We start from the raw sequence: 13,174 nt of genomic DNA, 5'->3' as shown, positions 1-13,174 counted from the left end.
GGAAACACTGACTCGGTAATACTTACAGAGCCGTTTTTACTCGATTTTTGGTTTTTCAATTCACTCTTTTATATTCTTTATCAATTTTTGATTTATAAAGAATGGAAAGCTTTAAATTTTAGAAGAAAAACAAATAAAAAAGCATAATTATAAATCCCAATAAAAAATCCCAAATTCCAATTTGTATCCTGAGGCTTCGGGAGGAGTTTGGGTTTTTTATTTAAAATAAACTAACTACTACATAGTTGGTTTAATAGATTTTTTCTTAATGTCATTTATAATTTTATTATAAGTGCCTACTATGATTGTCGTTGTTGGGGTATTTGTGAGGCTACTGTCATCTTCTATTGAGCCTCCCACTGTTTGTGAATAAACTATTTCTCCAAGATTTAAATCATATACTTGTAATGTAACTTCTGCATATGACATTTGTTTTTTATAATAAAAATGATCTGGAAATTCAAAACCGCTTAAGTCATTTTTTGCGTTTTTACATTTAATATTAACAAAATAGTCAAAATTAGCTCCCTTTTTTAAATCTAAAATCATTGATTTACTAGGGTTAAGAGGAACTTGTGAAGGTAATAACAATGACTTTTCGTCCAATGAGTATTTTACTCTGTCTTGTAAATAATCCGAAAAATCTTTTAAAACTAAATTGGTCATTTTGTCCTTTGCGTACGGATTAGCTTCAATTTCGCCAATTAGCCATTTTCCATTAGAGAAATCTATACCTTGGGTGTGATATTTACTGATTACAAAATAATTTGTCACATTGCAGGAGGAGAGAAATAATAAGAACAAAAAGAGAGAGATTTTCTTCATAAATTATAAATTGATTTTGCGACAAATATATAGCTATTTTTGTAAGAATTTATCTAAATATAAAAAATCCCAAATTCCAATTGTAAGCTTGGAGTTTGGGATTTTTACTATGTATAAGTTTTTTTTAACTTTAGAATTTGAGTTTAAAATTCTGAGTTGTTTTTAAAAACTTCCTGATTCACTTGATCAATGTAAGACAAAAGTTCTTCTTTTCCAGTAGCTTCTGTAGATGAGGTTACAAAGTACTGAGGCATTTCGGCCCAGTTGTTTGCAAACATCTGTTTTTTATATGCTCGCAATATGCGAATCTATTTTTGTTCTACTGATTTTATCTGCTTTAGTAAAAATAATACAGAACGGGATTTCGCTTTCGCCCATATAAGACATAAATTCGATGTCAATATTTTGCGCTTCATGGCGAATATCAATTAAAACAAAAGCACAAACTAATTGTTCTCTGTTTTCAAAATAATCAGTGATAAATTGCTGAAAAACTGATTTTGTTTTCTTTGAAACTTTAGCGTAGCCATAACCAGGCAAATCGACCAAAAACCAATTATTATTGATTTTAAAATGATTAATTAATTGTGTTTTTCCTGGTCTTCCAGATGTTTTGGCTAAATTTTTATTGTTGGTAAGCATATTGATCAAAGATGACTTACCTACGTTTGATCTTCCTATAAAAGCATATTCTGGCAAAAAATCCTTCGGACATTTTGATGCGTCAGAATTGCTGATAATAAATTCGGCGGTATTAATTTTCATATTCCTTCTCGTTTTAAAACCTCCTAAAAAATAAATTTTGATGGCTATAAATTCTTTTCAGTAAGCCATTTTTCAAGAATTTCATTAAATTCCTGAGGGTGTTCCATCATTGCTGCGTGTCCGCATTTGTCAATCCAGTATAAAGTTGAATTGGGCAATAATTTATCAAATTCTTCTGCTACATTTGGAGGAGTTACTGAGTCGTTTCTACCCCAAATAATGCAAGTTTCAACATCCATTTTAGGCAAATCTTTCGCCATGTTATGACGAATTGCACTCTTTGCAATAGTTAAAGTTTTGATTAATTTGATGCGGTCGTTAGCTGTTGCGTACACTTCATCAATCAAATCTGGAGTTGCAATTTTTGGGTCATAAAATACAGCTTCGGCTTTTGTTTTGATGTATTCGTAATCGCCTCTTCTTGGGTAACTATCTCCCATTGCGCTTTCGTAAAGTCCAGAACTTCCGGTAATTACAAGTCCGGCAACTTTTTCAGGATAAAGTTTTGTGTGGTACAAAGCAATATGTCCTCCAAGAGAATTTCCTAAAAGAATAACTTTGTCAAACCCTTTAAAAGTGATAAAATCTTTTACGTATTTCGCGAAACTTTTTACGTTCGTTTTTAAAATACTTTGCGTGTATATTGGCAAATCTGGGATAACAACTTTATATCCTTTTGTTGGGAAATATTGTGCTACACCATCAAAGTTACTTAGACCTCCCATTAAACCATGCAGAATAACGATCGGAGTTCCTTCTCCAGCTTCAAAATAGCTGTATTTGCCTTCTTTTTTATAGTGTTTGTCCATCTAATCTAATGCCAATTTCAATTTCGACAAATATAGGGTTAATTACACAAAAATGAATTTTTGATGCCATTTTTTAACTAGATAATTTGAGTAGAATTTGTAAATGGTTAAAAATCAGTAATTAAACACGTATTTGTTAAAATAATCAAATGTTAAGAAATATGCATTATAATCAATTTTTTAAGAAAATTAGCGCATTATTTTTTCGAATGAATAATGGATTTAAGAATCTGTTAATTAATAGTTAAGGTATTGATTGATTGCTGATTATGGAAAGTGGTAGAGAAGTGGTTAAACTTATTAACAAAGTGGTATAAAGTGGTAAAATGTGGTAATATTTTTTATATTTTTGCTGTATAACATGTTAACTAGTTTTTTTGAACACAATTGTTGGAACATATGAATGTAAAGTCGATGCTAAAGGAAGGCTAATGATGCCTGCACCTTTAAAAAAGCAGTTGACGGCTTCTCTTCAAGACGGATTTGTCTTGAAGCGTTCTGTTTTTCAGCCGTGTTTAGAGCTGTATCCTATGGTAGAATGGGATGCGATGATGAAAAAAATCAACAAGCTTAATCGCTTTGTAAAAAAGAACAACGATTTCATTAGAAGGTTTACTGCTGGTGTTAAAGTAGTTGAGGTTGATGCATTAGGAAGATTGCTTGTTCCAAAAGATTTGGTAACGTTTGCAAGTATTTCTAAAGATGTGGTTTTTTCATCTGCGGTTAATATTGTTGAGATTTGGGATAAAGATTTATACGAGAAATCAATTAGCGGCGAAGATATGGATTTTGCAGATTTAGCCGAAGAAGTAATGGGAAATATTAATGACGACGACAATGGAATATCATAATCCGGTTTTGCTTCATCCAACAGTAGATGGTTTAGATATTAAACCTGATGGTGTGTATGTAGATGTTACGTTTGGAGGCGGTGGTCATTCAAAAGAGATTTTAAAAAGATTAGGGCCAAACGGAAGGCTGTTTGCATTTGATCAAGACGAAGATGCGCTTGCCAATGCATTGCCAGACGAAAGGTTTACTTTGATAAATGAGAATTTTAGGTTCATAAAAGGTTTTTGCGCTTTCATGGAGTAAAAGCAGTAGATGGAATTTTGGCAGATTTAGGAGTTTCATCGCATCAATTCGATGTTCCTGAAAGAGGTTTTTCTACAAGATTTGATGCCGAACTAGATATGCGGATGAGTCAAAAAAATGATTTAAATGCTTATCGGGTGGTTAACGAATATGAAGAACAGGATTTGCGTCGTGTTTTTTTTGATTATGGGGAGTTGAAGAATGCACCAGTTTTGGCAAGAACAATCGTAGAGGCGAGAAAAGATTATCCAATCAAAACGACTGAAGAATTAAAAGAAGTTCTGAAAAAGTTTTTGCCAGAGAAAGTTCGAAACAAAGTACTGGCTCAGATTTATCAGGCAATCCGAATAGAGGTAAATCAAGAAATGGATGTTCTAAAAGAATTTATTGAGCAGTCATTGGAGATTTTAAAACCAGGAGGAAGATTCTCGGTAATCTCATATCATTCTTTAGAAGATCGTTTGGTAAAGAGATTTATAAAGAACGGAATGTTTGAAGGAGAACCAGAGAGAGATTTTTACGGAAACTTTTCAGTTCCATTCAAAACAATAGGAAAATTGATTGTTCCGGATAATGAAGAAATCAAGATTAATAATAGAGCAAGAAGTGCCAAATTAAGAGTTGCAGAAAAGCTATAATATATATTAAGGTAGGAAATAATGAAAAGTGGTGTATTTAGCATATTAAAAGCAAGATTCCTGATTCATGAAGATGCAGTAAAAAATTGGCGGTTTATTGTCTTTATAATTCTGCTAGCCATTTTGATGATTGCCAATACACAGCGATATGAACAGAAAGTTTTTGAAATCGCGAAATTAAATAATGAAGTAAAAGAGCTGAGATCTGAATTCGTCGATCGACGTTCAGAATTGATGAAGTTAAAAATGGAGTCAACTATTTCGGATAAAATGTTAGAAAAACAAATTTTTCCGTCGACAGTTCCTCCAGTTAAAATAGAAGTTAAAAAAGAAGAAGAAAAAAGTTTCTTTAAAAGAATATGGCAGTAGACGATAAACATATATCCTACAGAATTTACCTCGTAGCAGTTTTCATCTTTGTGATGGCAATTGCTATTGTTGTTAAATTAACCAATATTCAATGGGTTGACGGAGATTATTACAGAAAACTGGCAAAACAGCGTACGGTAAGAAACTTTGTAATTCCTGCCAATAAAGGAAATATTTATTCTGCTGACGGAAGTTTATTGGCAACATCGATCCCGAATTATGAAATTCGTTTTGATGCTAAAGCGCCAAAAACAGAAACTTTCGAAAAGTATGTAAAACCATTGTCAGATTCATTGGCGACTGTTTTAGATAAACCAAGCAGTTATTTTCAGAAAGAATTACGAAAAGCACGCGAAAATAAAAACCGTTATTATTTGATTGCCCGCAATTTGAGTTATACGGAATATGTAAAAATTAAAGGTTTTCCATTATTCAGTTTAGGAGCTTTCAAAGGCGGAATTATTGTTGAGCAAGAAACAGTTAGAAAGCATCCAATCGGTAAAATTGCAGAGAGAACAATTGGTTACGACCGAATTGATCCAGCAACGGGAGTAGAAGTAGGAAAAGGAATTGAATGGGCTTTTAAAAATTATTTGAATGGAAAAGACGGTAAGATTTTAAAGCAAAAAATTGCAAAAGGACAATGGAAGCCAATTCGTGACGTAAATGAAGTAGATCCAATTGATGGCTACGATGTGATTTCGACTATAGATGTTTTTATTCAGGATATTGCGCATCATGCTTTGTTGAAACAATTACAAGATTACGAGGCAGATCACGGTTGCGTTGTGGTAATGGAAACAGAAACGGGATATGTTAAAGCAATTTCGAATTTAGGAAGAGCAGAAGACGGATCATATTACGAGACAACAAATTACGCAATTGCAGAATCTCACGAACCAGGATCGACTTTTAAATTAGTTGATTTAATAGCGATTTTAGAAGATAAAGTAGCTGACACAAGCACAGTTTATGATAGTCATAATGGTGTTGTTAAGTATTATGGAAGGTCCGTACGCGATTCGCATCATGGTGGTTACGGAAAAGTTTCTTTAGCACGCGGATTCGAACTTTCGTCAAATACTGTAATGGTTCAAGCGGTTTATGATAATTATAAAAGCAACCCTTCAAAGTTTGTAAATCATATTAAAAGTTTTGGTTTAGATAAGCCATTAGGATTGCATTTTAAAGGAGAAGGTAGACCAATTGTTCCGCATCCTGGAGATAAAAGCTGGTCAGGAATTTCACTTCCGTGGATGGCTTTCGGATACTCGGTTTCGGTAACACCAATGCAAACATTGGCTCTTTATAATTCGATTGCGAATAACGGGGTAATGGTAAGACCGCAATTTGTGTCTGAAATTAAGGAATGGAACAAAACGGTTAAAAAGTTTGATACAGAAGTAATCAATCCAAAGGTTTGCTCGCCTGAAACGCTTAAAAAAGTAAAAGCAGTTTTAGAAAATGTGGTAAAAAAAGGAACGGCTTCTAAACTGTATTCGAAAGATTTCTCGATGGCAGGAAAAACTGGAACCGCGATGGTTAATTATGGTAAAGCAGGAAGAGAAGGAATGTACTACGCCTCTTCTTTTGCAGGGTATTTCCCAGCAGATCATCCAAAATATTCTTGCATTGTAGTGGTTCATAAGCCAAATACAGCTAAGAATAATTATTACGGAGCAGACGTTGCAGGACCAGTTTTTAAAAGAATAGCACAAAAGATTTTTACAGACGCGCCTTCAACAAATAAGATTAAAAAATTAGATTCTAGAATCCCAAAGCAGGATGCTAGTTATGATAAATATACTGCTGAGTCAAATAAAAAAATGAATCAGATTCCAGATCTAAAAGGAATGCCTGGAATGGACGCAATTGCTTTACTGGAGAATTTAGGTTTGAAAGTAAAAGTAAATGGAATGGGAAAAGTGAAGAATCAATCGATTCAAGCGGGAACCAGTATTAGCAAGAACGTAACAATTGTATTAGAATTATCGTGAAAGTATTAAAAGACATATTATATAAAGTAGCTATTGAATCTGTAAAAGGTTCGACAGATGCGGCTATTCAGAAAATTGAATTTGATTCACGTAAAGTAGAAACAAATGATGTTTTTGTAGCAATTCGTGGTTCACTTTCAGATGGACATGATTATATCGAAAAAGCAATTCAGCTTGGGGCAAAAGCGATTATTTGCGATACATTTCCAGCAAACTATTGCAAATGATGTGACTTATATTCAAGTAAAAGATACCAATACAGCACTGGCTTTTATGGCGGCTAATTATTTTGAAGATCCATCTTCAAAACTAAAATTGGTTGGTGTAACAGGAACAAATGGTAAAACTACAATTGCATCCTTGTTGTTTCAATTGTTTCAAAAAGCAGGTTTTAAAGTTGGATTATTATCAACTGTAAAAATCGTAGTAGATAAAATAGAGTATCCAGCAACGCACACAACACCAGATTCTTTGACTATCAATCATTATTTAAATGAAATGGTCGAAGCGGGAGTGACGCATTGTTTTATGGAAGTAAGTTCTCATGGTATTCATCAAAAACGTACTGAAGCTTTGCATTTTGTGGGAGGAATTTTTACAAATCTTTCTCATGATCACTTAGATTATCATCCAACATTTGCAGAATACAGAGACGTTAAAAAGTCTTTTTTTGATTCACTTCCAAAATCAGCTTTTGTTTTATCAAATATTGATGATAAAAACGGTTCTGTAATGCTACAGAATACCGTCGCTATAAAAAGGACTTATGCTTTAAAATCTTATGCGGATTATAGAGCACAGATTTTAGAAAGTCAATTATCGGGTTTGCTTCTAAAAATCAATGATAATGAAGTTTGGGTAAAACTGATTGGTACTTTCAATGCATACAATGTTTTAGCAATTTATGGAACAGCTGTAGAACTAGGAATTGATAGTTTAGAAGCATTGAGATTGCTGTCTGATTTAGAAAGTGTTTCGGGACGTTTCCAATACATTGTTTCAAATGAAAAGATTACTGCTGTTGTAGATTATGCTCATACGCCAGATGCGCTTGAAAATGTTTTGAAAACCATTAATGACATTCGAACAAAAAATGAACAGCTAATTACTGTTGTTGGATGTGGAGGTAATCGCGATAAAACAAAACGCCCTATAATGGCAAAGATTGCTTCGGATATGAGTGATAAAGCAGTTTTGACCTCAGATAATCCTAGAAATGAAGATCCAGAGGTTATTTTGGATGAGATGGAGCAAGGAGTTGAGCCTCACAATTATAAAAAAATGTCGCGAATTACAGATAGAAAACAGGCAATTAAAACAGCTTGTCAATTGGCTCAGCCTAATGATATTATTCTAATTGCAGGCAAAGGACATGAAACTTATCAAGAAATAAATGGTGTTCGCCATCATTTTGATGATATGGAAACAGTAAAAGAGATTTTAGAGCAACTAAACAAATAATAATAAAATTTTAAGTTCAAATACCACCATTGGATTTGGAGTTTCAAATTGGAATTTAAAAAAATAGAAAAATATGCTGTACTATTTATTTGAATATTTTGATAAGACATTGGATATTCCTGGAACAGGAGTTTTCCAGTACATCACATTTAGATCAGCTTTGGCATTTATGCTTTCGTTGCTTTTATCGACTATTTATGGTAAAAGAGTAATTAACTTTTTACGCCGTCAACAAGTTGGAGAAACTGTACGTGAGCTTGGTCTTGCTGGTCAGAATGAAAAAGCAGGTACGCCAACAATGGGTGGTTTAATAATCATTTTTGCTACTCTTATTCCTGTGTTGTTATTTGCAAGATTGCACAACATTTATATCGTTTTGCTGATTGTAACTACTCTATGGATGGGAACAATTGGTTTTGTTGACGATTATATCAAGATATTCAAAAAAGATAAACAAGGATTAAAAGGTATTTTTAAAGTTATTGGTCAAGTTGGTCTAGGAATCATTGTTGGAGCAGTTCTTTATTTTAATCCAGCAGTTACAGTAAGAACAGATACAGGTAGAGCAGATATTTTTAAAACAGCTTCAAATTCGACAGTTATAGTACCTGCAGGTATTGAAGAGAAATCTACAGCAACTACAATTCCTTTCGTAAAAAACAATGAATTTGATTACGCTGAAGTCCTATCTTTTATGGGAGATGGATATGAAAAATGGGCTTGGTTAGTGTTTATTCCGGTAGTTATTTTCATTATTACAGCAGTTTCAAATGGAGCAAATTTAACAGACGGAATTGATGGACTCGCCGCAGGGACCTCTGCTATATCTGTCCTCGCACTCGGGATATTCACATTCGTTTCTGGTAATATCATTTTTTCCAATTATCTGAATATAATGTATATACCCAATTCGGGAGAAATGACGGTCTTTATTTCGGCGTTTGTTGGAGCTCTTATCGGATTTCTTTGGTACAATTCGTTTCCAGCATCTGTATTTATGGGAGATACAGGAAGTTTGACTATTGGAGGAATCATTGCGGTATTGGCAATTGCAGTTCGTAAAGAAATATTGATTGTTTTATTCTGTGGAATTTTCTTAGCAGAAAGTGCCTCAGTAATCATTCAAGTAAGTTATTTTAAATATACGAAGAAGCGTTTCGGAGAAGGACGAAGAATTTTCCTGATGTCGCCGCTTCATCATCATTATCAGAAAAAGGGATATCACGAAAGTAAAATTGTAACCCGTTTCTGGATTGTTGCTGTAATGTTAGCCATATTGTCAATCATTACCCTAAAATTAAGATAAATGAGATTAGTAGTTTTAGGTGGAGGAGAAAGCGGAGTAGGAACCGCGATCCTCGGTAAGAAACAAGGTTACGATGTTTTTGTGTCGGATTTTGGAAAAATAAAAGAGAGTTATAAAGAAGTTCTTATCATTAATAAAATTGCTTGGGAGGAAGAGCAACATACAGAAGATTTGATTCTAAATGCTGATGTGGTGATGAAAAGCCCTGAATTCCCGATAAATCTCCGATAGTAAAAAAGCTCGTCGCGGCAGGAATTAAAGTGATTTCGGAAATAGAATTTGCGATTCCTTACACAGAAGCAATGACCATCGGGATTACAGGAAGTAATGGTAAAACCACTACAACAATGCTAACACACCATTTGCTGAAATATGCAGGACTGAATGTAGGATTGGGAGGAAATATCGGAAAAAGCTTTGCCTGGCAGGTGGCAGAAAACAAATATGATGCATACGTTCTTGAATTAAGCAGTTTTCAGTTAGACGGAATAATAAATTACAGACCAGATATTGCCATTATAACCAATATTAGTCCAGATCATTTGGATCGATACGAATATAAATATGAAAATTATATCAATTCGAAGTTCCGAATAACGATGAACCAGACTGAAAGCGATTATCTGATTTACGATGCTGATGATGAAGCAACTACAGAATGGTTAAAAAAGAACAAAACAAAAGCAAAACTAATTCCTTTTTCATTGACGAAAAAATTTGATGAAGGGGCTTCTATAAAAAACAACAAAATGGAAATAAAGATCAACCAAGAAGAGTTTACAATGGATACAGAACACATTGCGTTAGAAGGAAAACATAATATGAAAAACGCCATGGCAGCAAGCTCTGTAGCTAAATTGATGCAAATTAGAAATGCAACGATTCGTGAAAGTCTATCTAATTTCCAAGGTGTTGAGCACCGTTTAGAAAAAGTATTAAAAATACAAAACGTTCAATATATCAACGATTCAAAAGCAACAAATGTAAATGCTACTTTCTTTGCTTTAGATAGTATGAATGCGCCAACGGTATGGATTGTTGGAGGTGTTGATAAAGGAAACGATTACAACGAATTAATGTCGTTAGTACGTGAAAAAGTAAAAGCTATTATCTGCCTTGGAATCGATAACCGTAAAATTATCGATGCATTTGGAAATGTTGTTGATATTATGGTTGAAGTAAATAATATGAATGATGCTGTAAAAACGGCTCAAAGATTAACAGAAAAAGGCGATGTAGTTTTATTGTCTCCAGCCTGCGCAAGTTTCGATTTATTCGAAAACTACGAAGACCGTGGAAAACAATTTAAACAAGCAGTACATAACTTGTAGAAAAAAGAGTTTCAAGTTTCATGTTTCGAGTTAGAAGGAACGTGAAAACTGAAACAAGAATAACCTGAAACGAAAGAATTATGAAAGAGCTGGTAAACAAACTAAAAGGAGATAGGGTAATATGGTCATTTGTGGCTTTATTGGCTTTGTTTTCGTTTATGCCTGTTTTTAGTGCGAGTAGTAATTTAGCTTATATAGGGCATGGAACGGGGAATACACTAGGTTATTTGGTAAAACACTTGGCGCATATTTGTATTGGTTTTTTAATCATTTACTGGGTGCATCGAGTGCCATATCATTATTTTAGAGCAATTTCAAAAATTGCGCTTCCGGTGGTTTGGATTTTATTGATTTATACACTTTTAAAAGGAACTGTGATTGCGGGAGCAAATGCAAGCCGTTGGATTCAGGTGCCTTTTATTGGAATAACGTTCCAGACATCAACATTGGCATCTATTGTTTTGTTTATTTATGTTGCAAGATATTTATCGAAAACAAAAGAAGAAAATGAACCTTTTCAAACCTCGTTAATTCAGCTTTGGGTTCCGGTGTTTATTACGTTAATATTGATTTTACCAGCGAACTTTTCAACAACAGCCTTAATCTTTTCAATGGTTTTAATGCTGACATTTATTGGAAAGTATCCATTAAAATATATTGCTTTTATCATTGGTTCGGGAATTGCAATGTTGGCATTTTTCCTTTTAGTGGCAAAAGCTTTTCCAGATTCAAGATTCTTTAGTAGGGTTTCAACTTGGGAAAGTCGTATTACGAACTTTACAACTGATAAGCCAGATGAAGACGATTATCAGATTGAAAAAGCAAAAATTGCAATTGCCTCAGGAAGATTAGGAGGATTAGGTCCTGGAAAAAGTGTTCAGAAAAACTTTTTGCCACAATCTTCTTCCGACTTTATTTATGCCATTATTGTAGAAGAATATGGTTTGGTAGGAGGAGTTTCGATAGTGGTTTTGTATTTGTTGCTTTTGTTCAGATTTGTGATTGCATCGCATAAAGCACCTACTTTGTTTGGGAAATTAGTTGTTGTCGGTGTCGGTTTTCCGATGATATTTCAGGCCATGATTAATATGGCGGTTGCAGTCGAATTATTGCCGGTTACAGGACAAACACTTCCATTAATAAGTAGTGGAGGTAGTTCGATTTGGATGACTTGTCTTGGACTTGGAATTATCATTAGTGTAACGAAAAAAGAAGATGAAATCGCTGAAGAGAAATTAGAAAAAGAAAAAAGAAAAGAAGCTTTACAGCGATTAATTGATAAAGAGTTGGCGGAAGATGATGTGATTCCTCAAGAGATTTATGAGCAAGAGCCTGCCTATTCGATAGAAGACAATTCAAGAAACCCAATGAATGCGGTTTTGAATAAATAAAATTAAAAAAGAATAAATTTTAAAAAGTTGTAATTTTTAGAAAGATGACAAAGTATAAATTCATACTTAGCGGAGGAGGAACAGGAGGACATATCTATCCTGCGATTGCAATTGCAAATGAATTAAAATTACATTTTCCTGATGCAGAATTTCTTTTTGTAGGTGCCAAAGATAAAATGGAAATGCAGAAAGTGCCTCAGGCAGGTTACGAAATAAAAGGTCTTTGGATTGCTGGTTTACAGCGAAAATTGACATTACAAAACTTGATGTTTCCGCTTAAGCTCGCAAGCAGTTTATTGGAATCAAAAAGAATAATAAAAAAGTTTAAACCTAATGTTGTAATTGGAACGGGTGGTTTTGCCAGTGGGCCTTTATTACAGGCGGCAGGTTCGGCAGGAATTCCGACAGTGGTTCAAGAGCAAAACTCTTTTCCTGGCATAACGAATAAATTGTTAAGCAAAAAAGCAAATGCAATTTGTGTGGCCTATCAAAACTTGGAACGCTTTTTTCCAAAAGAGAAAATCGTTTTAACGGGTAACCCAGTTCGTCAGGATTTAATAGATATAGAAAGCAAGCGTGATGAAGCAATTGCTTTTTATGGTTTAGATTCTAATAAGAAAACATTACTGGTTTTAGGAGGAAGTTTAGGAGCTAGAAGAATCAATCAGTTAATTGAAAAAGAATTGCAAAATTTTCTTTCTCAAGATGTGCAGGTAATCTGGCAATGCGGGAAATTGTATTTTGAAGAATATAAAAAGTACAATCAGCCAAATGTAAAAGTGGTTGATTTTATTGAAAGAATGGATTTTGTTTACGCAGCATCAGATGTCATAATTTCACGAGCAGGTGCTTCATCAGTGTCAGAATTATGCATTGTTGGAAAACCAGTGATTTTTATTCCATCACCTAATGTAGCTGAGGATCACCAAACTAAAAATGCGCAAGCAATTGTAGATGAAAAAGGTGCGATTTTGTTGAAAGAATCTGAGCTTGACAACCAGTTTAGCATTGTTTTTGAAGCGCTGCTGAAAGATTCGGGAAAACAGAAACAACTAAGTGATAATATTAAAAAACTGGCAAAACCAAGAGCGACACAAGATATTGTAGCAGAAATTGTGAAGTTAATTAAATAGAAAAATTAAAAAGCTGAAGACATATAGTTAAGAGACTTTAAAAACTTTAGACTT

At 33.8% G+C, this 13,174-nt stretch carries 8 protein-coding genes and 4 pseudogenes; 9 read left to right on the top strand and 3 right to left on the bottom strand.

Going from position 1 to position 13,174, the window contains the following annotated elements:
• Positions 1–237: 237 nt before the first annotated feature.
• From P5P87_RS12135 to P5P87_RS12125, 3 genes and pseudogenes are all read right to left on the bottom strand, one after another.
• On the bottom strand, positions 238–825 hold the full coding sequence (locus P5P87_RS12135) for a hypothetical protein (RefSeq protein ID WP_278022705.1): 588 nt from the start codon (positions 823–825) through the stop codon (positions 238–240).
• A gap of 143 nt (positions 826–968) precedes the next feature.
• A pseudogene (gene yihA / locus P5P87_RS12130) lies at positions 969–1,590 on the bottom strand (ribosome biogenesis GTP-binding protein YihA/YsxC).
• Positions 1,591–1,634: 44 nt separating this feature from the next.
• Complete coding sequence (locus tag P5P87_RS12125) at positions 1,635–2,399, bottom strand: alpha/beta fold hydrolase (RefSeq protein WP_198854352.1); 765 nt, start codon at positions 2,397–2,399, stop codon at positions 1,635–1,637.
• A 377-nt stretch (positions 2,400–2,776) separates the two neighbouring features.
• Here P5P87_RS12125 and P5P87_RS12120 point away from each other — a divergent pair, with 377 nt between their 5' ends.
• The 9 genes and pseudogenes from P5P87_RS12120 (at position 2,777) to murG (ending at position 13,120) form a co-directional block, all read left to right on the top strand.
• Positions 2,777–3,250: a division/cell wall cluster transcriptional repressor MraZ gene (locus tag P5P87_RS12120; protein ID WP_179001379.1), complete on the top strand. Its 474-nt coding sequence runs from the start codon at positions 2,777–2,779 to the stop codon at positions 3,248–3,250.
• A pseudogene (gene rsmH / locus P5P87_RS12115) lies at positions 3,225–4,132 on the top strand (16S rRNA (cytosine(1402)-N(4))-methyltransferase RsmH). The gene P5P87_RS12120 and the pseudogene rsmH overlap by 26 nt, the downstream one beginning before the upstream one ends.
• 21 nt (positions 4,133–4,153) lie before the next feature.
• Positions 4,154–4,501: an FtsL-like putative cell division protein gene (locus tag P5P87_RS12110; RefSeq protein ID WP_008467159.1), complete on the top strand. Its 348-nt coding sequence runs from the start codon at positions 4,154–4,156 to the stop codon at positions 4,499–4,501.
• Positions 4,492–6,498, top strand: a complete 2,007-nt coding sequence (locus P5P87_RS12105) for a penicillin-binding protein (protein WP_278022704.1) — start codon at positions 4,492–4,494, stop codon at positions 6,496–6,498. The genes P5P87_RS12110 and P5P87_RS12105 overlap by 10 nt, the downstream gene beginning before the upstream one ends.
• A pseudogene (locus tag P5P87_RS12100) lies at positions 6,495–7,959 on the top strand (UDP-N-acetylmuramoyl-L-alanyl-D-glutamate--2,6-diaminopimelate ligase). The gene P5P87_RS12105 and the pseudogene P5P87_RS12100 overlap by 4 nt, the downstream one beginning before the upstream one ends.
• A 73-nt stretch (positions 7,960–8,032) precedes the next feature.
• Positions 8,033–9,265, top strand: coding sequence for a phospho-N-acetylmuramoyl-pentapeptide-transferase (gene mraY / locus P5P87_RS12095; protein ID WP_278022703.1), 1,233 nt, complete (start codon positions 8,033–8,035; stop codon positions 9,263–9,265).
• Positions 9,266–10,596, top strand: a pseudogene (gene murD, locus P5P87_RS12090) (UDP-N-acetylmuramoyl-L-alanine--D-glutamate ligase).
• An 80-nt stretch (positions 10,597–10,676) separates the two neighbouring features.
• Positions 10,677–11,987 carry an FtsW/RodA/SpoVE family cell cycle protein gene (locus tag P5P87_RS12085; protein WP_198854345.1) on the top strand — a complete coding sequence of 437 codons (1,311 nt, stop codon included), beginning with the start codon at positions 10,677–10,679 and terminating at the stop codon, positions 11,985–11,987.
• A gap of 44 nt (positions 11,988–12,031) precedes the next feature.
• The gene (gene murG / locus P5P87_RS12080; protein ID WP_278022702.1) at positions 12,032–13,120 is read left to right on the top strand and encodes an undecaprenyldiphospho-muramoylpentapeptide beta-N-acetylglucosaminyltransferase; all 1,089 of its coding nucleotides are present in this window, start codon (positions 12,032–12,034) and stop codon (positions 13,118–13,120) included.
• Positions 13,121–13,174: the final 54 nt, after the last annotated feature.

This window comes from Flavobacterium ginsengisoli, assembly GCF_029625315.1.
GTDB lineage: Bacteria > Bacteroidota > Bacteroidia > Flavobacteriales > Flavobacteriaceae > Flavobacterium > Flavobacterium ginsengisoli.
Note: the sequence above shows the minus strand (reverse complement) of the source record. Positions and strands in the feature narration are given on the sequence as shown.

What these genes read in the sequence shown, in the direction of transcription:
- P5P87_RS12135 (WP_278022705.1), bottom strand. Translation starts at nt 825, where the DNA reads ATGAAGAAAATCTCTCTCTTTTTGTTCTTATTATTTCTCTCCTCCTGC.
- P5P87_RS12125 (WP_198854352.1), bottom strand. Translation starts at nt 2,399, where the DNA reads ATGGACAAACACTATAAAAAAGAAGGCAAATACAGCTATTTTGAAGCT.
- P5P87_RS12110 (WP_008467159.1), top strand. Translation starts at nt 4,154, where the DNA reads ATGAAAAGTGGTGTATTTAGCATATTAAAAGCAAGATTCCTGATTCAT.
- P5P87_RS12105 (WP_278022704.1), top strand. Translation starts at nt 4,492, where the DNA reads ATGGCAGTAGACGATAAACATATATCCTACAGAATTTACCTCGTAGCA.
- mraY (WP_278022703.1), top strand. Translation starts at nt 8,033, where the DNA reads ATGCTGTACTATTTATTTGAATATTTTGATAAGACATTGGATATTCCT.
- P5P87_RS12085 (WP_198854345.1), top strand. Translation starts at nt 10,677, where the DNA reads ATGAAAGAGCTGGTAAACAAACTAAAAGGAGATAGGGTAATATGGTCA.
- murG (WP_278022702.1), top strand. Translation starts at nt 12,032, where the DNA reads ATGACAAAGTATAAATTCATACTTAGCGGAGGAGGAACAGGAGGACAT.